Genomic DNA, 21,487 nt, shown 5'->3' on the forward strand with positions numbered 1-21,487 from the left:
CTGAAAAATAGATCATTCGATGGAAAACTGGAGGGACTCAAATGACAGATCAGCTTGAATTGTTTGACGTCACCATTATTGGCGGCGGTCCAGCAGGCATGTACACCGCCTTTTATAGTGGGATGCGGGACTTAAAGACGAAGGTACTTGAGTACAACGAAAGCCTTGGCGGGAAAATCCTTCTGTATCCTGAAAAGGTCATTTGGGATGTCGGCGGTTTACCGCCAACAAGAGGAGAACAGCTGATACAGCAGCTGGAAACACAGGCGAAAACATTTGAACCAGAGATTGCACTGAATCAAAAAATCACGTCATTTGAGCGAGATGAACATAATCACATCATACTGACGGCTGAAAATGGTGATCGTCATTTGACAAAGACCCTCATATTAGCGATGGGTCACGGCATTCCAGTTCAGCGGAAACTTGAAATCGAGGATGCAGACCGCTATGAAGTGACAAACCTTTATTACACTGTCCAGGAGCTTAAGACATTTGCAGGGAAGCGGGTTGTGATTTCTGGAGGCGGCGATTCAGCGGTTGACTGGGCCAATGCCCTTGCACCGATTGCTGAAAGTGTCACCGTCGTGCATCGGCGTGACATGTTTGGCGGACATGAGAAAAACGTCGCCAACATGAAGGCAACTTGCAAACGAATTTTAACTCCGCATGAACTAACAGAGCTGCATGGTCAAGGCGACAAAATTGCTGCTGTCACTATTCAAAACATAGAGACAGGTGAAAAAGAACGAATTGAAACAGATGCTGTGATTGTCAATCACGGGATGAAAGGCGATTTAAGCGTGCTATCAGAATGGGGCCTCAAGCAAGGTGAGTGGGGACTGATCGAGGTTAATGAAAAAATGGAAACCAATTTACCGGGCGTCTATGCGGTAGGCGACTTGTGTACACATAAAAGCAAGGTCCGCTTAATTGCCGGCACGTTTGTTGATGGAGTCAATGCACTGAATAGCGCAAAGCTGTACATCGAACCAGAAGCTGAAAAAGTGGCATACGTTTCCTCTCATAACGAACGCTTTAAGGAGAAAAACAAAGAATTACAAACAGCTGGAGCTCGGTAATGAATATCCAGTCAACCATTGAAGTGCTAAAATTTTAGCACTTTTTTTATATGGAAGGAGAAGAAGAAAATGACAATCCGTACTCATACCATTCTGCGTATAAAAGAAAGTAGAGAGCGCTTTCTTTCTGTCAAACAAGCAGTCTCCTGGCAGACATCTTTCCCTATGTTCTTGACATGCGATGGATCTGTGAGAATTGAAATGGAAGGATTGCAATATCAGCTAAACGCAAAAGACAGTATGTTGATCCGCTCAGGTATAAACGTAATGCTCCAATCTTTATCAAGCGGGCAGGTGGCGATTTATACGATCACATTTGATCAGTTTATCCTGACAAATGATGCGCAAAATGAATTGGTTTTTAAGATGAGTTATGATGATCTGCCGGATAATGGCGCAATGGTCAAAGGCTCTGCCGTGCTTTTTTCCTACATCAAACAAATGAAGGTGAGTCAGTGCATCCGAGAACAGGAGAAAAGGCTGGAGGACATCATGCACATTTTTCATCGTCAATCCAAGCCATACGCTGAGAAGGTGCATTATTCTATTGAAATGATTTTGCAGTATATGGCGCAGCATTATGAAAAAAAGCTAACGAGAAAAGACTTGGCCCATAAGATGGGTTTTCATGAGAGTTATTTTTCGACCTTTTTCAAACAAAGTATGGGACTGAGTGTGACTGACTATCTTGCACAAATTCGAATAGATGAAGCAAAAAAACGTCTTTTGCAAGCAGATGATCAAATCCAAATGATTGCGCGGCAAGTGGGCTATACAGACAGTTTATATTTCAGCAGGATATTCAGGCAGAAGACAGGAAGGTCCCCTAGTCAGTTCCGAAATAATCGAAGACCAGAGCGAATTGCTGCTTTTCAATTTGTCGGGTCATTGGCCGCGCTAGGCATTCGGCCTGTCTGCATTGACCAAGAAACCTTTCACCATTCAGATATACTCAAAGATCAGCTGGCCGGTGCGCTGGTCATAGATGAACACACACCTGATGACGTATTCACATCACTTCAACTAGATTTAATCATTATTCCTAACTATTTTTATTCGAAGCCTGCGTTGATCAAGCGGTTGGAGCGGATTGCTCCTCTCCTTGTTCTGCCATATGCCGGTGGTCATGTTGTACAAGAGGTCTTATCTACAGGTCGTCTGTTAGGAAGAGAGAAAGAGGCAGATGAATGGGTGAAACGCTTCGAACATCTGAGTGAAAAAGCAAGAAATGATCTATCTTCCTTTAGGGAAAAAGGAGAGACAGCGGCCATTTATGAAATGAGAGGACATGACAAAGTGTATATATGGTCCTATCAGGCTAGAGGCGCCTTCTATCTTTACGAAACGCTTGACTTAAAGCCTCCGAAGATGATTCTAGAAGAAGTTCTTCTCCCCAATCAACATACAGTCATTCCTTTAGAAAGGTTAAGAGAATACGAGGCGGATCACATGTTTTTTATTGTAGGTGTTGAACATGGGTGGTATGAACAAATGGATCAGCGAATGGAGGAAAGCGATGTTCTTCGTCAATTGTCCGCTGTGAAAAATGGAACCTTCTACCCATTAAAGCTAGAGGATTTTCGATTTGATGAAGGGGAGCGGGCTCTTCATTTGATTGACCGTTTTGTCTCCCGATTGACTGTGGCAGCCGATCCAACAATTGTCCATATGTAAGTTGCGAGAATCCTCCATAGACCACTTCGTATGAGGTTGGTAGAATACATGAGACTAGTAATTGATAACTATTCTCATTTGTATTAGAAAAATGAAGGAGGAATACTCATATGAAAAAAACATATTGGATATGTGCTGTCATCTTCATGCTGGTATTGTCAGCCTGTGGCAATAAAGAACAAGCCAAAACGGCAGAAACAAAGCAGCAAATGAAAACCATTGAGACTGTAAAAGGAAAAATCGACATTCCAGCAAACCCAAAACGCATTCTCATAGATGGATATCTAGGCAGTGCAATTGCATTGGATGTTCACCCTGTAGGTGCAACAACACAAGATTTAAAGAATGTACACCTGAAGGACAAGATCAAAGGGATAGAGGATATTAGTGACGAGCGTTCAGCTGAAAAAGTACTTAGCTTAAAGCCTGATCTAATTATCACCGCAGTACAGGACGAAAAAATCTATGATGTGGATAAAAAAATAGCGCCAACACTCGTATATCCTTACAATTCATTCAAAGACGCACATGAGGAAATCACAACTTTGGCTAAGGTGCTGAACAAAGAAGAGGAAGGTAAGGCGTTTCTCGCCTCTTTTGATCAACGCATTGAAGCAGCTCGAAAAAAAGTAAAGTCTGCATTAAAAGAGAATGAAACAGTTTCCATCATGGGCGCATTTAAAAACGATGTGTATGTGTATGGGAACGGAATTTACCGAGGCGGACAGGCGCTATATCAACAATTGAAAGTGAATCCGCCAAAAGAGGTTGAAGATACAATTTTAAACAGTAAGACAGGCTATGAGGTACTCTCTTATGAAACCCTTCCGAAATATGCAGGGGATTATATCTTCATTGATGAATCCAATGGCGGGACATTTGATAAAAATAATTCCATCTGGAAGAGTTTAAAAGCTGTTAAAAAAGAGCAAACCTATCAACTGGATGCAGAATTCTTTTGGCCTTATGATCCCATTGCAGTCATGAATCAAGCTGAAAAGTTTGCTGATTTATTGACAGATTTATCTCATCATTAGGAGGTCTGTCAATTGTTTAAACGCTTTTTTTCATACTACAAACCCTATATGGGGCTATTTATATTAGATTTTTCCTGTGCTGTACTGGCGGCCTTACTCGAACTATCCTTTCCACTAGCCATCAGTAAAGTGATGGACGATTTACTGCCAAATGGTAATTGGGAAGCCATTTGGTTCTGGGGCAGTTTGCTGCTCATTTTATATGTCATCAGCTCCACCATGCATTACGTTGTGACTTATTTTGGCCATAAGTTGGGGATCAATATTGAGACCGATATGCGGAATCAACTATTCTCTCATGTACAAAGAATGTCCTTCCGTTTCTTTGACCAAAAGAAAACAGGAAAGCTCGTTTCCCGTATGACCAATGATTTAATGGATATTGGAGAGATGGCACATCACGGCCCAGAGGATTTATTTATCGCCATCATGACATTAACGGGCGCGTTTGGTTTGATGCTATCGATTAACTGGCAGCTTGCGGTTCTCACATTTATTGTCGTTCCATTCCTGATCGGATTATCAGTCTACTTTACGAAAAAAATGTCTGCTGCTTTTGATAAAATGTTTTCAAGCATTGGACAATTCCATTCACGAGTGGAAAACAATATTAGCGGCATTCGTGTGGTGAAAGCCTTCGGGAATGAGTCACATGAAATGGATCGTTTTATCGAGCATAACGAGCAGTTTAGAAAAACAAAACTGACAACGTATCAAATGATGGCACTGCATACAGCAGTGAGTCATTTACTCATTAAAAATGTCACCGTATTTGGACTGGTGTGCGGTGCATGGTTTGTGCTGCAAAAAAATATGACATATGGGGAATTTGTTTCATTCGTGCTATTAACAGGTATTTTCTTAGGACCCATTCAACAAATCAATGCAGTCATTGAAATGTATCCAAAAGGTGCAGCAGGCTTTAAACGATTCGCATCACTGATCGATCAAACACCAGATGAAAAGGATGATGAGGATGCAATCGAAGTCCATCAGTTAAAAGGGAATATCATTTTTGAGCATGTCTCTTTTCAATATGAATCAAACAAACCTGTGCTGCATGACATCAATCTTGAGGTCAAACAAGGAGAGAAAATTGCCATTGTCGGTCCATCTGGTGCTGGAAAATCGACGCTTTGTAATCTGCTTCCCCGGTTTTATGAATGGCAGGAGGGGAGTATTACAATTGATGGCATAGACACGCGAAAGATGACACTTGCATCGCTGCGCGCACAAATTGGTGTCGTGCAGCAGGAGATTTATTTATTTCATGGAACAATACGTGAAAACATCCAATACGGAAAACTGAATGCATCTGAAGAAGAGATTTGGCAAGTAGTAGAGAAGGCTCAGCTAATGGACTTAGTCAATAGTCTGCCAAAAGGACTTGATACGGTCATTGGTGAGCGCGGGATGATGTTATCTGGAGGACAAAAACAGCGTATCTCCATAGCACGTATTTTCTTGAAAAATCCGCCTATTTTCATTTTAGATGAGGCGACCTCTTCGCTTGATACCGAGACAGAGTCTTTTATTCAAGCATCACTAGAAGAGCTGGCTGAAGGACGAACGACCTTTATCATTGCGCATCGTTTAGCGACAATTCAGCATGCCGATCGCATTATCGTTCTCACAAAAGAAGGCGTAAAAGAGCAGGGAAAACATGAAGAATTACTCAAAATAGATGGTCTGTACCGTCGTTTATACGAAACACAATTTAGAATGTAACATTTCAAAAAGGGCTAAAAATCATTTTAGCCCTTTTTGATGTATAGAAAATGAGAAATTAACTGCGAGGCGCAAATAACATCACACTGACTCCAGCCAAACAGATCAAAGCCCCCATCCAGTCATATAGATCAGGTGTTTTTCGATCGACCCACCAGCCCCACAATACAGCAAGAATGACAAAAACACCGCCATAGGCAGCATAAACCCGTCCGAAAGTCGGGAACTGCTGGAAGGTTGGAATGACGCCATATGCAACCAAGATGAGGCTGCCGGCGATCCCGAAGCTGACAGGTTTTGCTTCACGCAGCCAAAGCCATACCAAATAGCCGCCTCCAATTTCTGCTAAACCTGCTAATAAAAAAAGAACAATCGTCACCATCATATACGGACACTCCAATTTCTCCAATTTACACCCTATTATGACATGTGGAAAGAATGCGTTCTACCTCAATTAAATTGAGAGGGAGATGAGAGTTTACTAAAATCAACTGATCAGAGAGTGGTCACACATGGATTCGGTGATCCAAATGGTCTGTTATGTCGTAAAGTAAGTACATTCTCATGAGGAGCACACTTCCTATTTCAGCGCTCTTTTTTTCTCCTTGAAAAAAGAGTAAAGTACAAGGTAGGCTTATTTCAGCAAATCGAGTGATAAGCAATACGTGAAGGATTTCATGATGGATGCGCATGCTCTTTCTCATGAAAAAGGAAGGAGATGACCATGGACACATTGCAAGATTTTGAGCTGTATCACAAGATCAAATATGATCGTCACAAGCCCTCGCTTGAAGTGCTGTACGATCGTTATGAACGTGTATTATATTCGTTTATTTATAAAATGACTGGCAACCGTGAGCTCGCGGAGGAAGTACTTCAAGAGGTCTTCATCAAGCTCTGGCGCGGCATAGGAGAATATCATACCGATAAAGGGAAATTCTCCTCGTGGTTATTCATGATGTCACGCAACACGGCCATTGACCTTTTAAGAAAGCATCGGAATGAAACGGCTTTGGAAGATGAGCATATTGAATATTTAGCTGATCATCAAGAAGATGTATCAAAAGAAGTGGAATGGAACGAGGAAAAACAGAACATACGTGAAGCAGTATCTACATTGTCAAAAGAACAGCAAACCATTATAGAAGATGTTTATTTTAAAGGGATGACACAAAAGAGCATCGCCGAAAAGCTGGGCATCCCTATTGGTACGGTAAAGGGAAGGGTTCGATTGTCATTGAAGCATTTGCGATCGAAACTGTCGCGCGGTGGAAAGGAGGAAGAGGCATGAATCAGTGTAAACATCAAGTAATTGATTATTTTAATGGGCATTTACAAGGAGAAGAAAAAACGCAATTTGAAGCGCACATCAAGCACTGCTCAGCTTGCAAAGAAGAGCTTGAAGAATTGACATCGCTCATGTCTGACATTCCATTTCTAGCCGAAGACCAAATACCTCCGGCAGGGATGAAAGACCGTATTTTATCCCAGGTGTTTGAAGAGGAGACAGTCGAAGAAAAGAATAGCCATAAAAAAGAGCTCAAGGCTGCACCTGAGCCAAACGAAATTAAACCGCTGCAAAAGAAACGAAACCAGTGGCTCTTACCGCTCGTTGCGGCACTGCTTCTCATATCAGCAGCTGGAAATGTGTATTTCTTATCGAATGGAAAAGAACAGGCGGAAGAACCTGTCAGGGTTGTTGCCACAAAATCACTGGCATCGGCCGCATCACCAAAAACGACGGGTGCTTTTTCAGTGATAGAGCATAACGGCAAAAAAGAACTTGTGGTGAGTGCAGACGGCTTAAAGGGTCAGCTTGATTCATCTGCTGTTTATCAAGTGTGGCTCATTAAAGGAGATCAGCCGGTTCCAGCCGGTGCCTTTAAAACAGATAACAAAGGGGAAGGAACCGTCACCTATGCGTTATCTGAAAAAGAAGCAAGCGAATCATGGGATACCGTGGCTGTGACCCTTGAACCAAAAAAGGATAACAAGCTCCCACAAGGTCCTGTCGTACTAAGCGCTGCTTTTTAAGCTTTATTCATGAAAAGGATGCCTTCTTGGGGCATCCTTTTTTTGATAGCGAAGGGGAACATTTTGGCAATTAAAACGTAGTACATATGGAGGTGAAACAGATGAAAACATCTATAGAAAAAGACCTATTTCTCTTATCAGTCAGACACGCATTGATTGCCTGTTATTTTTTAGTGTTTCCGTTCGTTGCACAAGTCCTTTATACCCCATCACCTTTATTGATCGTCCTCATCGCTCTTTTTATGATTCATAACATAACAGAAAGTATCATTTGGTTCTACAAATCGAGAAAGATTAGAAAGCACCAGTCTGGTGATTTATCAAAACGCGGGCAGCTCTTTAGCCAGCTCGTGCAAAGAGTTGAACAGCTCCTCATCCTCAGTTTTGTCATTGTATTGATCAATGAATGGATACAAGGAAGTGCGGATCTATCTACACTCTCATTCACTCTTTTTCTATTGATCATCGTTTTTCTACAGCACGTCCAGTTTTACTACGTTCAGCTATTTTTTAAATCCAACAGCTGGTTCACTTATGTTCCTTCTTTGCAAAAAGCACGTCCTTCATACATGGCGAGGGAGCGAAAGGCCCTGAAAAGGTCATAAATGTGCCATCACTCGGTTGATCCAGCCATAAACATCAGAAAATTATGATAAAATGTGGAAAGAAAGAATGGAAAGGGAGTGCGAGCGAGTGAAAGCAGTTGGACTATTGGAGTATTTGCCGATTGAGCATGAGCAAAGCCTGATGGATCAGGAGGTTGAAAAGCCTAAGGCGTCTGGAAGGGATGTACTCGTGAAGATAGAGGCTGTGTCAGTGAATCCAGTTGATACAAAGGTGAGATCACCGAAGGATCAGAAGGGAGAAAAACTGAAAATTCTTGGCTTCGATGCAAGCGGTACGGTTGTTGAAGTGGGCGAAGCGTGTACATTGTTTCAGCCAGGTGATCACGTATACTATGCGGGAGATATTACGCGTCAAGGGTCGAATAGTGAATATCAGCTTGTGGATGAACGTATTGTGGCGAAAAAGCCTGCCAATCTGTCCTTTGCAGAAGCAGCCGCGATGCCCCTTACAACAATTACCGCTTATGAGGCTTTATTTGACCGGATGCATATGAAGCGGAATGCTGAAGGTTCAACCTTGCTGATCATTGGTGGTGCAGGCGGTGTTGGGTCTATCGCCATTCAACTAGCCAAATTAGCGAAGGCAAACGTGATCGCTACCGCATCAAGACCAGAAACAAAAGAGTGGTGTCTGTCATTAGGTGCCGATCATATCATTGATCATCACCAGCCGCTTTTAGCGCAGCTCGAGGAAAAAGGAATCGGCGAAGTGGATTTTATTTTATGCTTAAATGATACAGATGGACATTTCAAAGGCATGGCAGAAGCGATAAAACCGCAAGGCACGATCTGTACCATTGTCGAAAACGAACACAACCTAGACATTCAATTACTCAAAAATAAAAGTGCGGCATTTGTATGGGAATTCATGTTCACACGCCCTATGTATGAAACAGCGGACATGATCAAACAGCATGAGCTTTTGACAGAGGCGGGTGAGTTATTTGAGCAGGGAAAAATAACGCATACCTTAACAAAGGTTCTCAGTCCGATCAATGCTGCTAACTTGAAGCAGGCACATCAAACGCTTGAGCAAGGAAAGATGATTGGAAAATTTGTGCTTGAAGGATTTGAGAGAGGAGAAAGCGTATGACGTCATTACAATATCCGATTGGCTTATATGAACCGGTTGAAACAAAAACGAAAGCACAGCTTGAAGCATGGATTGAACAGCTGGCTGCAATCCCAAAAGAGTATGAAGCGGTGACTGCACCGCTGACAGATGCTCAGCTTGATACACCTTATCGCCCGGGAGGATGGACTGTTCGTCAGCTCATTCACCACGTAGCAGACAGCCATCTAAATGCATACTTACGATTCAAGCTTGCTCTCACAGAAGATACACCGGACATACGTCCATATGATCAGGAGGGATTTGCCTCACTTCCTGACAGCAAGGCGCCCATCAGTTTATCCCTGCCTTTGATCAGCAGTCTGCATCGCAGGTGGGTCACTTTACTGCGGGGAATGTCAGAGGAGGACTTCAACGCTTCTTATTATCACCCTGCCGATCAACAAACGGTGTCCTTATATGATGCAGCAGGAATGTACGTCTGGCATTCAAAGCATCACCTTGCTCATATTACGGAATTAATCAAAAGAAATCAGTGGAATTAAAGGAGTAAACGCATGTCTGGAAGAAGAATTGTCGGTGCCATGTTTATCTGTATGGCGGCATTGTTTTATATAGCGAAATATGTTCTTTTTGAGATACGCTATAGTAACAGCTTAGGCTCAGAAAGAACGATTGAGGAACTTGAACAGCTGATTCCTGGCGGTACGTGGATCAGCATTTTTTTCCTCATCATTGGCTTAGCCTATCTTTTATGGGATGATAGGGAAGTGATTCGTAAAAATCTTTTCACCCCAGATCGACAAGTAGAAGAAACAAAAAAGACGGACCTCAAGTGACCGTCTTTTTCCCTTTTCATGTTTAGCCGCGTTCAGGACGCAGTGCTTTTTCTAAGATAGCAAGGCCTTCATTGACTTTTTCTTTTTCCTCGTCATTGAGCCGCTGCAGGGAATTTTTGATTTTTTCGTGTCCTTTTTGATAAATACTTCTGAAAATATTTTTCGCTTCCTCTGTCAGTTCTACGACAATGATTCTCCGGTCACGCTCAGAGTGCTTTCGAACGACAAAGTTAGACTGTTCTAACCGGTCAAGCAGACCTGTCATATTGGACAAAGAAGCGCCCATTTTTTCAGCGATTTCGGGAGAGCCATGGTTATTGAGCAGCATGAGCACCTTCATTTGAGGCATACTCATATCAAGCTTCATCCATTCAGAAACATCTCCAAGACCTGCAGCTGTGAGTACTTTCATATAAAGAACCCATGTCTTTTTTTCTTCTGGAGATAGAATCTCTTCTTTTAATACGGTGGTGTCATGAATATTATATTCCACGCTTGTTCACTTCCTTTAAGCGGCTCTTTTTCTTTATATTACTGATTTTTACTTCTAATTGAAAGGTTCGTCAAGCTTTTGAATGTTAAACTGCATGAATCAAGTGGTATTTGTTGTATAATAATGTTCAGTTGAAATAATGAAGCAACCTAGAAAGTTGGGAAAAACATGTGGAACAAAAAAACGGGTATGACGATCTTAAAAATGCTTTTTCCGATCGTCATTATCCTTGTCTTGATTTTTGTCGCGAAGCAGGAGCTGAGCGGACTTTCCATTAAAAAGACGTTTTATATTATTGACAGCTTGAACCGAATGGACTTGTTTATTCTTGTCTTTCTTGGACTTGTCGCGGTTTTATCGATGTCCTTATATGATTTTATTTTACGAAAAAGCCTTGATATGCCCATCAGCGGCTGGAAAACGATACGCATTTCATGGATTGCGAACTCCTTTAACAGTGTTCTTGGATTTGGCGGTCTATCAGGAGCAGGGCTTAGAACGCTTCTCTATAAGGAGTACATAACAGATACGAAAAAATTGCTGAAAGGCATTGCCCTTTTGACTTCCTCTGTCCTTTTGGGCTTATCTATTTTCAGTGATTTGATCTTGGTCAGGGTGCTTCCTGTTGAAAGTATTATCAGCCAGGAGCCGTGGCTATGGGCATTTGTCATTATCTTTGCCTGTATTGTACCGATTTATATCGTCATGGCATCCATTCGAAAAAGCTCGATCGAGAGCGGTGAAAATGGACTAAAGCATCCAATTTACGCTTATATCGGTGCATCGTTTTTAGAATGGCTGGCAGCTGGACTTGTCATGTACATGGCTGTCGTCTCTATGGGGATGAATGTCGATGTCCGAATAGTCTTAGGTGTATTTGCGATTGCGTCAATCGGCGGTTTAATCAGTATGGTTCCGGGCGGATTTGGTTCGTTTGACCTTATCTTTTTACTGAGCATGCAATACATTGGTTTTGATAAAGAGATGGTGCTGACGGCGCTCGTCTTGTACCGCTTCGTGTACTCGATTTTCCCGTTTATCTTAGGGCTTTGTCTAGCTGCTTACGATTTAACGGGAACGACGCTTAGACGTCTTGAAGGCAATCCGAAAATGGCACCTGCCATTGAAACGACGAACGTTTTAATTGTTTTGCACCGTGCTTTATTAATCCGTTTATTGTACGGATCTTTATCGATTTTAACCTTTGGAAGCGGCTTGCTTATCATGGCATCTGTTGTGCTTCCAGTCGATCGATTAGGTGTGATTACCAGCATTCCGCGCTTTCTGTTATCAGGATTTAATGGTCTTTCTTTAATGTTCGGAATCATTCTGATGATTTTGTCCATTGAAGTGTATAAAAGAACGAAAAGATCGTACGTGCTGACAATGATCTCTTTAGCAGGCGGTTTTGTGTTTACTTTGTTAAAGGGGTTTAACCTCAGTCTGATTTTTATTTTGCCAGTCATCATGGCTGTGTTTTTCTCTCTTCGAAATCAATTTGTAAAGCAGCAGGCACCTTATTCCTTGTATCAGTTTGTGGCGGCTGCCGCTGGTTATTTATTCGTGCTCTTTAACTATAATGTTATTGGCAACTTTATTTGGACAAAAATTGGGCATTTCTTGAGTAAGGATTACTTGGTGCATAATGAACGGCATATCACGATGACAAGCATGATCGCTCTCATCGGCGTACCGCTTTTCTTCTTCATTAGTAAATTGATCTTTAATAAGAAAGCATTTCCGATTGGAGAAAAAGCAGATGAGGAAAAACTAAAAACGTTTTTAGAAGAAAAGGGCGGAAATGCCCTCAGTCATCTTGGCTTTTTAGGCGACAAAAAACTATTTTTCTCAAGTGATGGAGAAGCAATGCTTCAGTTTGGGCGAATTGGCCGCTGCGTCATTGTGCTCGGAGATCCATCTGGACGTGAGGCGTCTTATCCGCTTGTACTTGAAGAGTTTTTACAGGAGACAGAAAAAGCCGGCTACCGCGTCGCTTTTTATCAAGTAGAACGAGAAGGGATGGCTCTTTATCATGACTTAGGCTTTCACTTCTTTAAGCTTGGGGAAGAAGCCATGGTCGATTTAGAAACGTTTACTCTGTCAGGTAAGAAAAAATCAAATTTACGAGCTGTGGCGAATAAATTTGAACGAGCAGGCTACACCTTTGAAATGCTGGAACCTCCCTTTTCAAATGAGTTGATCTCAACCTTAAAGCAGATCTCTGACAGCTGGCTCGGAAAGAAAAAAGAAAAAGGATTTTCGCTCGGTTATTTTCAAGAAGACTATCTTCAAAAAGCACCGATTGCAATTCTAAAGGATGAGCAAGGGCAGATCATTTCCTTTGTATCATTGATGCCGATGTATCAAGAAGGGGAGATTTCCATCGATTTAATGCGTCATATGCATGATGCACCGAACGGGATGATGGATGCGCTGTTTATCCACCTGTTTCAATGGGCGAAAGAAAGAGGCTACAAATCGTTTAACATGGGAATGGCACCTTTATCGAATGTGGGGACGTTCCATCAGTCCTTTCTCACGGAGCGTTTGGCCAGTGTTATTTTCAACAATGTCAGATACATGTACAGCTTCAGCGGTTTACGGTCATTTAAACAGAAATATAAGCCTGAATGGCGCGGGAAATATTTAGCGTATAAAAAGAATACGTCACTGCCTGTCACAATGGTACTTGTCACCAAGCTGATCGGGATGGACCCAAATCGAAAGCGCCGTCCATAAACCAAAAGACCTTTACCTTTCACTAGGTGAAGGTTTTTTTAGACAAAAGAATAGCAAAAGTGGTAAAGTTGAAGGGTAAGGGGGATGTTCATATGACATTAAATGAATGGTTTACAAAGGGATTAGCTGAACGTACATATGTACACAACATGGAGAAAAACCGGGAAAATCTGCTCACGGTGTACAACCAGTATGCAATTCATCAAAAAGAAAAAGAGCTGCTTCAAAAGCTGCAAAAGAAAAAGCTCAGAGCTCTTGTCATCACAGCGGACTGGTGCGGAGATGCGATGGTCAATGTTCCAATTTTCATGCGTATTGCAAATGAAGCACTCATTGATGCGCGCTATTTCATTCGGGATGAGCATCTAGACCTGATGGATCAGTATTTAACGAACGGGACCGCAAGATCGATTCCGATTATCGTCATCATTGATCAGGACGGGAATGAAGTGGGCAAATGGGGACCTCGCTCAGCAGAGGCGCAGCGCTTTGTCGACGAGAAAAAACCGGACAAAGATGCACCTGATTATGAAGAAGCTTTTCAAGTATTTGCGAAAGAAGCCGCACATCACTATACGACAGACCGCTACTTATGGAAAGATATTGAGAAAGAAATAGTAGAAGTTTTGGCAAAAATATAAACCAAAAGACTACTTCGCCGCAATGGGAAGTAGTCTTTTTTTATCTTGTTTTTGCGTTTTACCTACAAAACCACCGCATAAAGATGTAGAAAACCGCAGAATTCTATCAAATACCGCAGAAAACCGCAAAGCACCACGATTTTCCCAACCACTTTTAGTTGAAAAACCTCATATATGCCATGAAATCAATGATTTTGCCCTTATCCAAAGGCTCATATAACGCACAACGGTTGGCTTTTTCCCAATACAAGAGGCCCAGCAACTATAGTAATCTAGTTGTAATCTCCTTTGAACGAACTAAAAAAATGACGGAAAAGGACAGGCGATCAATTTATGAAAAAAATCATTTATCTCGATCAAGAAAAAAAGAAGCTCGCTGAATCGAAAAAAAGAGAACAGCGTTCCATTAAATCACTGAGGCTGCTTGTGTTTTATGACGGACAAAGCCCTGCATGTGCAAAAACGATTGATGTGTTAAGATCACTCGATTGGAAAAATCGGATTCACTTTGAATCCTTTAGACACTCGCAGCTGCTCAGGCTGAATAAAATCAGTGAAGAGAAGGCGGAAAAACGAATTGTGTCTATTTCCCTAGCCAAAAATCAAAAGAATTCAGGGATTTATACTTGGCTGCGTATGGCCTGCCATATCCCTGCATTATGGGGAACGGTCCCATTCATCGTGCTCAGCATCTGGCTTGGCTTTGGACAGCATGCGTACGATTTCTTTGCAAAAAGACGGTATATTCATTCTGTCAAACGGGTGAACCATCATGACACAGATCAACAAGAGACCATTTAATAAATAGAAAAAGCATGACCTTCGATCGGCAGAAGGTCATGCTTTTTTGTAATAGGGAAGATATACTGTTAAATGATCGAGCAATTTTTTTGTGTAGGACTTATAGGCCTGCTCATCAAGCTCAGCACCTGCATAGGTAAGTAAGGTCCTAAGAGCAAACAAATATTCACTGTGCAGCTCATTGTGTTCAAAGTAAGGAAGGGCTGCTTCGACCAAATAGGTTTTCAAATCAAGAGGGTTTTCCTCAATCATCAATTTATAGATTTTGATCATATATAAACAGTTTGGCTGAATACGAGGCTGTTTTAACAGCTCGTGTATGTAGGGAAGTGCTTTTTTGCGGTCATATTCAGCGTATAGTGTCGCAATTTCATATAGCGTTTCACAGTAACGATCTTCTATCTGTTCTTGATTAAAGTAATTGAGTGAATCTAGTAAATAAGGCACAGCTGAAGAGAAATCACCTTCACGTTTTAAGAGCACCCCGTAATAAAAATAAGCGGACATTTTAATATAGGCATCAGGATGAAGGGACGTGTGCAAAATCACTTCCTTTATATATTTCTTCGCAGTTTGATAGGCTTTTAGTTCAAGTGAGATCACGCCGTGAATGAGTGTACAGTGAATAATCCGCTTGAAATTGTTCTTTTGTCTATATAAATCCATCGCTTGATGTGTCGCTTCAAGCGCATCACCCAGCTGTCCCATGTTTCCAAGGGCTTTTGCATAGTGATAATACAAATCACTTTGTTCGACTGAAGCGTAGGAAAAGCAGCTTTCAAGCTTTTTGAGCCCATCTTCAAGCTGACCAATTTTAATTTGATGAATGCCGTCAAGATATTCAAAAATTTCTTTTTCCGTTTCAATAAAGGTTTTTTCGAATTTTTTGAGCACGCGGTGTGTTTTTAAGGCAAGCGGCTGTTTGTCCGTTAATAAATAAAATTGAAATAAAGACAAATGGTACTGAATTCCTAAATCGAGCGAAAAGAACTGCTCCTCGTGCTGAATGATCATTTCTGCATTTTGTTCAGCCTGATCGAGAGCATAGAAATACATATTCATTTGAAACTCATCCAAAAGTGACAGCAGATGACGCGCCTTTTGTGACAGCTTTTCTTGGCTGATGCCAAGCCGTTCAAGCAGCAAATTGATCGTATCTTGATTGGCCTCCTTTGAGCCATTTTCAATTTTACTTAAATGAGAGACAGAACAAATTCCTTCTGCCAATTCAGATTGGGTCATATTTTGTTTATAACGGTAGAGTTTAATGATTTGTCCAATATTGATTTTCATTCCATCCAGAAGCCTCCCTTCCAATCATGGTTGAAAGCCTTTTGACAAAAAAACCAGATCAGACAAAATGGGAATACTTGAAAATCATTTCATCATCTTGGCTTTTTTCTCAAAATTTGTTTAAAACGTAATATGATTGTAACATTACTTGAAAAAGTCAAACAACTATTTAGACGGGGAGGAGGGATACTTGATTTGCAACTGCACGAGATGACGTTTATAATGTGAATGAGAATCAATTTCAATTAAGTTGATTGAAAGGATGACATATATGCCAGAAACGAAACAACAAACAGAAGCGTTAACGGTTCGAGACGCTGTCAGATATAGACGATCGATTCGAAAATTCAAAGACATACCGGTGACGATTGAGCAGCTTCAGCCGCTATTAGAGGATGCGGTCTATGCACCGAACCATAAAATCACGGAGCCGTGGCGCTTTTTATATGCGGTGACGGATGAAGCGAAAGCGACTTTTGTAGAGCGCTTTATTGCTTTCTTTCAGCGCATCAACCCAGATGCAAAAGAAGAAAAAATTAATCAATACAGAGAATACTTTTCTAAGGTTCCAGCACTTTTACTTGTCGTGCTAAAAGAAGACGAGAACCCTGTGGTGAGAAATGATGATTTTGCCGCTGTCAGCGCACTTATTCAAAATCTTCAGCTGCTTGCGTGGGATCAAGGGATCGGTATGGTATGGAAGAGCGGACGTATTTTATACGACAAAGGCTTTCAACAAGAAATGGGATTAAAGGAAAACGAACGGTTTGCTGCGATCCTTCATATAGGTTATCCAGAAGAGGTGCCAGAGGAAAAATCACGCCAGAAAGCATCAAGTCTTCTTACTGAAATCAAATAAAAGAAAAGCAGACCGCTGAATAAGGTCTGCTTTTTTACTTATTGTTTTTTGGCGCGCTGATCGGCCGCTTTCATACGTGCCATTGCTTTTAAGTCATTCGGATCTGCAAGTTCTTTGGAAAATTCAACATATTCGCCATCCGTCTCTTGTGCTGCGAGCTCGTGGTTGGATTTTTTGTGTTGGTCTTTTTTCAAAGCCTTTCCCTCCTTTACAAGATCACTTTAGTTATGTGCTTGTTGGAGGGGAATATCCGTCTTATTTGTTTCTTTTTTCTGCTGCTCTTTCCGCTTTTTTGAATTCCTGCTGATACAGGACTTCCTGGGTTTTCTTCAACTTCGAAGTTGGCTGGTGTTCTTTTTTCTTCATCAAAATCGCCCCCTCATATCATTTCTAATAGGATGGGTGTTTTTGACAACATTTATTCCTTAGAATGCAAAATCGCTTCTTTTAGTTCAGGATGCAAAAAGTCATAAGAAGAAAGCAGTGCCTTTTTCGGAAGAGCACGCTGGCCTTCTAAAACAAGTAATGACATTTCGCCAAGTACCGTTTTCATCGCAAAAGATGGGACCTTCAGCCAATGAGGACGGTGAAGGACAGAGGCGATGGTTTGTCCGAGCTGCTTCATTTGAACAGGATTCGGAGACGTGACATTAAGTGGTCCTGAAATGTCGTCGTTTTGAATGGCATATTGAATGAGGTGTGCCACATCCTCGACATGTACCCATGAAACCCATTGTGTGCCAGAGCCCATGGTTCCGCCGGCAAACAGCTTATATGGCAGTGCCATCAGTGGCAATGTCCCTTTTTCGCCTAACACGACGCCAAAGCGGGTGTAGACCGTACGAATGCCGAGGGCTTCAATCTTTTGCCCCTCAGCCTCCCAAAGCTTTGATGTATGACTTAAGAAATCAGTATCTGCAGGAGGTGATTCCTCCGTAAAATCTCCTGTTTGAGATGTGCCATAAATTCCGACAGCACTTGCTTGAATCAGCACAGATGGTTTTGATTCCTGCACCTCTATAATACGTCTTACCTCTTGTGTTGATTTGAGACGGCTGGAGAGGATGCCTTCTTTTGCCTTGTCTGTCCAGCGTGTAAAAATAGATTTTCCAGCAAGGTTAATCCATACATCGATGGCAGGCAATTCATGCTCAGGCGCAGCACCTTCAGTCAGCCACTGCACATAATGTAAATGATTTTGTTCGGATTCCTTTGGATTTCTTGTTAAAATATATAAATGATGTCCCTCAGCAGCGAGCACTTTTGTGACATGCTGGCCGATAAAACCGGTTCCTCCGGTAATGGCGATATTCAATTGACATCTCTCCTCTCATATACATACCTATATCTTTCACGATTTTGAATCAGAAGAAACATCCTGACTGTTTTGGAAAAGGAGTGATCACAGGATGCCCTATATTACAAAAATTTCTGCTCAGAAAAACAATACCGAGCGGGTCAACATCTTTCTTGATGAAAAGTACGCCTTTAGCGTTGATTTAGATGTGCTCGTCCAGCATGATTTGAAAAAAGGAAAAGAGCTGGACGAAGCAGATATCATTGAAATTCAATTCGGTGATTCGGTGAAAAAAGGATTTCAGCAGGCCGTTGATTATTTATCCTACCGCATGAGATCAGTGAAAGAAGTCACCGATTATTTAACGAAAAAAGAAATCCCTGCACCTGCTATTAGTGAAATTATACACAAATTGAAGCATTATAAGTATGTAAATGATCTTGAATTTGCAGAAGCCTATGTCAGCACCCACCGGAAAACGAACAGCAAAGGACCGTCCGTCCTAAAAAAAGAATTGAAGCTCAAGGGGATAGACGATGAAACGATTGAACAGGCGCTATCGCAATACCCTGATGACTTACAGCTGGAGGAAGCTGTAAAGCAGGTTCTCAAGCTTGTCAAAAAAGAAAAAAATCGTTCTGCAAAAGAGATCGAGCAGCGCATCAAGCTGCAGCTGCAGCGAAAGGGATTTTCGTTTGAGATCATTGATAAAGCCCTTCAAGAAGCCTATGATGGACAAGAAGAGGAAAAGGAAGAAGAAGCCCTCCTTTATATGCTGGAGAAGGCAAAACGCAAGGTAGGATATGACGGATCATTTGAAAAGAAGATGAAAGTGAAGCAATTTTTATTCAGAAAAGGCTTTGATCTCGATACAATTGATCACGTTTTAGACAAAGGGGAATGACAGATGGAAAAACGCTATAGTGAGATGACAGAATACGAATTGAAGCAGGAAATTGCCGCCCTTTCTGAAAAAGCACGAAAGGCTGAGCAGCTTGGCATTGTGAATGAATACGCAGTTTTAGAACGGAAAATCGATATGGCGAAAGCCTATTTATTAGATCCAGCCTTGATTCAAACGAAAACGACTTATCAAATCAAAGACACAGAAGAAGAGTTTTATGTGGAATATCTAAATGGCGTTTTTGCGTGGGGATACAGAGTATCGGCTCCAAATAAAGAAGATGCCCTGCCGATTTCAATGCTGACGCAAAAGGACTGATCCCAAGTGATCAGTCCTTTTCTTTACTTAGAACGCTGTTTACGGACGTTGTTCTGAAGTACGATGTCGTGCTGCGTTTGCTGCGTTTCTCCGTTGACCTGAGAGGCAGAATGCTTTGCATTTGCCCATGGTTGAGGGTAAGCGGTTGTCCTTAATTGAACAAAGTCTGCCATATACGATTTCCCATTTGAACTCATATCTCAAGCACTCCCTTTGGAAAAATTAGCGTTTCCCTGATGCCCTCATACGTTCCTGTGGACGTGTATTCGTTTCACCATTCGGCCGTTTAGACGCATAAGCATCTGTAGCGCCTGGTTCGCCTTCAAACTTGTGATTTACCTGATTTGGAAAGCCTTTTGCTTTATTACGCATATCGATTCCCTCCAAACAATACAAATCATTTGCGTCTTTTGAAGACGTAAGGGTAGTATATGAAAAAAGAAGTTTTTTTAAAAAGGCACTTTCTGCTAGATGAAGGAGGAACAAGCATGGAACAATACTTTGAGCGACTAACAGAACAACTCATGGAAAAAAACAATATGCTGACATATGACGAAGCACGTACATGGGTAGAGCTGCTTTGGAGTGATTTTGAAACGACTTATGCAAAGGCTGGCCGCAAGTATAAAGGACAGGAAACAACAGAACGAATTGTCCAAGAGTGGATCGAGAGCTACGGTGCGCAGCTGCATTTATTTCAAAATAAACAATCAAAGGCAAACGAGCATCTGCAACAAAACAATCGAGGGCTGCTTCATTAAAAGGTTGCCCTTTTACTTCCATTCATCTTTTTCAATCATAAGGAAAATATACAAACGAACAAATAACTTTATGAAACAATACCCAGTCTGTGATCGAAATTACAGGCTTTTTACAATGATTAAACTTAAAATTACATTAAATTCATCCTGCTGAAAATCACTGGAAATAAAACTCTGATATAATGAAACGATTGAAGAGACATGTAATTTATGGATAATAAAAAAGGGTTTCGTTTTCTGACAAAAAAGGAATAATGAACATATCAGACTATGTGAAAAAAGTGAAGAGAAGGTGCGATATGGAACGGGAACTGCTCTCTGTTATAATTCCTTCTTACAATGAAGGTGAAAACATCAGACGAATCTTTGAGGCACTCGAGGAAGAGTTTCGCGATTTTCATTATGACTTTGAAATCATCTTTGTGAATGATGGAAGCAAAGACAACACGCTTCAATACATGAGAGAGCTCTCTCGCAAAAGTGCAAAGGTTAAATATATTTCCTTTTCGCGTAACTTTGGAAAGGAAGCCGCTATTTTGGCAGGTCTTGAACATGCAAAAGGAGCAGCTGCGATTATTATGGACGCCGATCTGCAGCACCCGACGTATTTAATTCAGGACTTTGTCAGAGGGTATGAAGAAGGATATCATCAAGTCATTGCCAAACGGAATCGCAAAGGTGACAGCAAGCTGCGCTCTTACCTGTCATCCATGTACTATAAGGTGATGAACAAGGTAGTAGAAGTGGACTTGCGTGATGGCGTCGGGGATTTCCGTTTAATTTCACGCCAAGCCATCGATGCATTGCTTCAGCTGAAAGAGGGAAATCGTTTTTCGAAAGGGCTTTTTTGCTGGATTGGGTTTGAAGAAAAGGTCATCTATTATGAAAATGTAGAAAGACAGCATGGTGATACAAAATGGTCACTGAAGAAATTATTTAACTATGGCATAGATGGCGTCATTTCTTTTAACAATCGCCCGCTGCGAATTTGTTTTTATACTGGCATACTGATCTTATTTCTCTCATTGATTTACATCGTAGCCACCTTTATTCAAATCGTCAGAACGGGCATTATGGTGCCGGGTTATTTTACTTTAATATCGGCTGTGCTGTTCCTCGGAGGTGTCCAGCTTTTGAGTCTAGGTGTGATTGGAGAATATATTGGCCGTATCTATTATGAAACGAAAAAGAGGCCGCATTATTTAATCCAGGAATCAAATGTGATGGAACAAGAGACAAGCTCAAAGGAACAAGACCGAGTGTTAACACAGTTATTTAAATAACGTGGA

26 protein-coding genes are annotated in these 21,487 nt (G+C 41.5%); 18 read left to right on the top strand and 8 right to left on the bottom strand.

What is annotated here, in order from left to right:
* Positions 1–41 precede the first annotated feature (41 nt).
* From NSQ76_RS04590 to NSQ76_RS04605, 4 genes are all read left to right on the top strand, one after another.
* Positions 42–1,082: an NAD(P)/FAD-dependent oxidoreductase gene (locus NSQ76_RS04590; protein WP_025093482.1), complete on the top strand. Its 1,041-nt coding sequence runs from the start codon at positions 42–44 to the stop codon at positions 1,080–1,082.
* A 69-nt stretch (positions 1,083–1,151) separates the two neighbouring features.
* A complete protein-coding gene (locus NSQ76_RS04595) occupies positions 1,152–2,756 on the top strand; it encodes an AraC family transcriptional regulator (protein WP_341052742.1) in 1,605 nt (534 codons plus the stop codon).
* A 110-nt stretch (positions 2,757–2,866) separates the two neighbouring features.
* A complete protein-coding gene (locus NSQ76_RS04600; protein WP_341052744.1) occupies positions 2,867–3,793 on the top strand; it encodes an ABC transporter substrate-binding protein in 927 nt (308 codons plus the stop codon).
* A gap of 12 nt (positions 3,794–3,805) precedes the next feature.
* A complete protein-coding gene (locus NSQ76_RS04605; RefSeq protein ID WP_341052745.1) occupies positions 3,806–5,521 on the top strand; it encodes an ABC transporter ATP-binding protein in 1,716 nt (571 codons plus the stop codon).
* Positions 5,522–5,579: 58 nt separating this feature from the next.
* Here NSQ76_RS04605 and NSQ76_RS04610 read toward each other — a convergent pair whose 3' ends face one another.
* Positions 5,580–5,906, bottom strand: coding sequence for a YnfA family protein (locus tag NSQ76_RS04610; protein ID WP_098676633.1), 327 nt, complete (start codon positions 5,904–5,906; stop codon positions 5,580–5,582).
* 339 nt (positions 5,907–6,245) lie between these two features.
* On the opposite strand from NSQ76_RS04610, the gene NSQ76_RS04615 reads away from it, so the two are divergent.
* The 6 genes from NSQ76_RS04615 (at position 6,246) to NSQ76_RS04640 (ending at position 10,092) form a co-directional block, all read left to right on the top strand.
* Positions 6,246–6,812, top strand: coding sequence for an RNA polymerase sigma factor (locus NSQ76_RS04615; RefSeq protein WP_024425234.1), 567 nt, complete (start codon positions 6,246–6,248; stop codon positions 6,810–6,812).
* On the top strand, positions 6,809–7,555 hold the full coding sequence (locus tag NSQ76_RS04620; protein ID WP_125587469.1) for an anti-sigma factor: 747 nt from the start codon (positions 6,809–6,811) through the stop codon (positions 7,553–7,555). The genes NSQ76_RS04615 and NSQ76_RS04620 overlap by 4 nt, the downstream gene beginning before the upstream one ends.
* 101 nt (positions 7,556–7,656) lie before the next feature.
* Positions 7,657–8,160: a hypothetical protein gene (locus NSQ76_RS04625; protein ID WP_198457178.1), complete on the top strand. Its 504-nt coding sequence runs from the start codon at positions 7,657–7,659 to the stop codon at positions 8,158–8,160.
* 88 nt (positions 8,161–8,248) lie between these two features.
* Positions 8,249–9,274 carry a zinc-binding alcohol dehydrogenase family protein gene (locus tag NSQ76_RS04630; RefSeq protein WP_341052751.1) on the top strand — a complete coding sequence of 342 codons (1,026 nt, stop codon included), beginning with the start codon at positions 8,249–8,251 and terminating at the stop codon, positions 9,272–9,274.
* Positions 9,271–9,798, top strand: a complete 528-nt coding sequence (locus NSQ76_RS04635; RefSeq protein ID WP_034623237.1) for a YfiT family bacillithiol transferase — start codon at positions 9,271–9,273, stop codon at positions 9,796–9,798. The genes NSQ76_RS04630 and NSQ76_RS04635 overlap by 4 nt, the downstream gene beginning before the upstream one ends.
* Before the next feature lie 12 nt (positions 9,799–9,810).
* Positions 9,811–10,092, top strand: coding sequence for a hypothetical protein (locus tag NSQ76_RS04640; protein WP_163115487.1), 282 nt, complete (start codon positions 9,811–9,813; stop codon positions 10,090–10,092).
* Between the two features lie 22 nt (positions 10,093–10,114).
* On the opposite strand, the gene NSQ76_RS04645 is transcribed toward NSQ76_RS04640, so the two are convergent.
* Positions 10,115–10,585, bottom strand: coding sequence for a MarR family transcriptional regulator (locus tag NSQ76_RS04645; RefSeq protein WP_341052756.1), 471 nt, complete (start codon positions 10,583–10,585; stop codon positions 10,115–10,117).
* 168 nt (positions 10,586–10,753) lie between these two features.
* On the opposite strand from NSQ76_RS04645, the gene mprF reads away from it, so the two are divergent.
* The 3 genes from mprF to NSQ76_RS04660 all read left to right on the top strand — a co-directional run bounded on the left by mprF (position 10,754) and on the right by NSQ76_RS04660 (position 14,766).
* Positions 10,754–13,324, top strand: a complete 2,571-nt coding sequence (mprF, locus tag NSQ76_RS04650) for a bifunctional lysylphosphatidylglycerol flippase/synthetase MprF (protein WP_341052758.1) — start codon at positions 10,754–10,756, stop codon at positions 13,322–13,324.
* 92 nt (positions 13,325–13,416) lie between these two features.
* The gene (locus NSQ76_RS04655) at positions 13,417–13,965 is read left to right on the top strand and encodes a thioredoxin family protein (protein ID WP_024425227.1); all 549 of its coding nucleotides are present in this window, start codon (positions 13,417–13,419) and stop codon (positions 13,963–13,965) included.
* A 333-nt stretch (positions 13,966–14,298) separates the two neighbouring features.
* A complete protein-coding gene (locus NSQ76_RS04660) occupies positions 14,299–14,766 on the top strand; it encodes a thiol-disulfide oxidoreductase DCC family protein (RefSeq protein ID WP_024425226.1) in 468 nt (155 codons plus the stop codon).
* Between the two features lie 36 nt (positions 14,767–14,802).
* Here NSQ76_RS04660 and NSQ76_RS04665 read toward each other — a convergent pair whose 3' ends face one another.
* Positions 14,803–16,059: a transcriptional regulator gene (locus tag NSQ76_RS04665; protein WP_024425225.1), complete on the bottom strand. Its 1,257-nt coding sequence runs from the start codon at positions 16,057–16,059 to the stop codon at positions 14,803–14,805.
* A gap of 271 nt (positions 16,060–16,330) precedes the next feature.
* On the opposite strand from NSQ76_RS04665, the gene NSQ76_RS04670 reads away from it, so the two are divergent.
* The gene (locus NSQ76_RS04670) at positions 16,331–16,918 is read left to right on the top strand and encodes a nitroreductase family protein (protein WP_341052764.1); all 588 of its coding nucleotides are present in this window, start codon (positions 16,331–16,333) and stop codon (positions 16,916–16,918) included.
* 38 nt (positions 16,919–16,956) lie between these two features.
* Here NSQ76_RS04670 and NSQ76_RS04675 read toward each other — a convergent pair whose 3' ends face one another.
* The 3 genes from NSQ76_RS04675 to NSQ76_RS04685 all read right to left on the bottom strand — a co-directional run bounded on the left by NSQ76_RS04675 (position 16,957) and on the right by NSQ76_RS04685 (position 18,233).
* On the bottom strand, positions 16,957–17,112 hold the full coding sequence (locus NSQ76_RS04675; protein WP_041087330.1) for a YfhD family protein: 156 nt from the start codon (positions 17,110–17,112) through the stop codon (positions 16,957–16,959).
* A 61-nt stretch (positions 17,113–17,173) separates the two neighbouring features.
* The gene (locus tag NSQ76_RS04680; protein WP_017358836.1) at positions 17,174–17,284 is read right to left on the bottom strand and encodes a YfhE family protein; all 111 of its coding nucleotides are present in this window, start codon (positions 17,282–17,284) and stop codon (positions 17,174–17,176) included.
* 52 nt (positions 17,285–17,336) lie between these two features.
* Positions 17,337–18,233, bottom strand: a complete 897-nt coding sequence (locus NSQ76_RS04685; protein ID WP_268422590.1) for a TIGR01777 family oxidoreductase — start codon at positions 18,231–18,233, stop codon at positions 17,337–17,339.
* A 94-nt stretch (positions 18,234–18,327) separates the two neighbouring features.
* On the opposite strand from NSQ76_RS04685, the gene recX reads away from it, so the two are divergent.
* The gene (gene recX / locus NSQ76_RS04690) at positions 18,328–19,119 is read left to right on the top strand and encodes a recombination regulator RecX (RefSeq protein ID WP_024425221.1); all 792 of its coding nucleotides are present in this window, start codon (positions 18,328–18,330) and stop codon (positions 19,117–19,119) included.
* 3 nt (positions 19,120–19,122) lie between these two features.
* Positions 19,123–19,437 carry a YfhH family protein gene (locus NSQ76_RS04695; RefSeq protein ID WP_047202061.1) on the top strand — a complete coding sequence of 105 codons (315 nt, stop codon included), beginning with the start codon at positions 19,123–19,125 and terminating at the stop codon, positions 19,435–19,437.
* A 23-nt stretch (positions 19,438–19,460) separates the two neighbouring features.
* On the opposite strand, the gene NSQ76_RS04700 is transcribed toward NSQ76_RS04695, so the two are convergent.
* Together NSQ76_RS04700 and NSQ76_RS04705 are read right to left on the bottom strand one after the other, a co-directional pair.
* Positions 19,461–19,634 (bottom strand): YpzG family protein, encoded by a 174-nt coding sequence (locus NSQ76_RS04700; protein ID WP_008360604.1) that lies wholly within the window; start codon positions 19,632–19,634, stop codon positions 19,461–19,463.
* Between the two features lie 25 nt (positions 19,635–19,659).
* Complete coding sequence (locus tag NSQ76_RS04705; RefSeq protein WP_003217849.1) at positions 19,660–19,809, bottom strand: small, acid-soluble spore protein K; 150 nt, start codon at positions 19,807–19,809, stop codon at positions 19,660–19,662.
* Positions 19,810–19,925: 116 nt separating this feature from the next.
* Here NSQ76_RS04705 and NSQ76_RS04710 point away from each other — a divergent pair, with 116 nt between their 5' ends.
* Together NSQ76_RS04710 and NSQ76_RS04715 are read left to right on the top strand one after the other, a co-directional pair.
* A complete protein-coding gene (locus NSQ76_RS04710) occupies positions 19,926–20,198 on the top strand; it encodes a YfhJ family protein (protein WP_024425219.1) in 273 nt (90 codons plus the stop codon).
* Between the two features lie 299 nt (positions 20,199–20,497).
* A complete protein-coding gene (locus NSQ76_RS04715) occupies positions 20,498–21,481 on the top strand; it encodes a glycosyltransferase family 2 protein (protein ID WP_024425218.1) in 984 nt (327 codons plus the stop codon).
* Positions 21,482–21,487: the final 6 nt, after the last annotated feature.

This window comes from Bacillus sp. FSL M8-0256 (assembly GCF_038005765.1).
In the GTDB taxonomy this organism is placed as follows: Bacteria; Bacillota; Bacilli; order Bacillales; family Bacillaceae; genus Bacillus; species Bacillus safensis.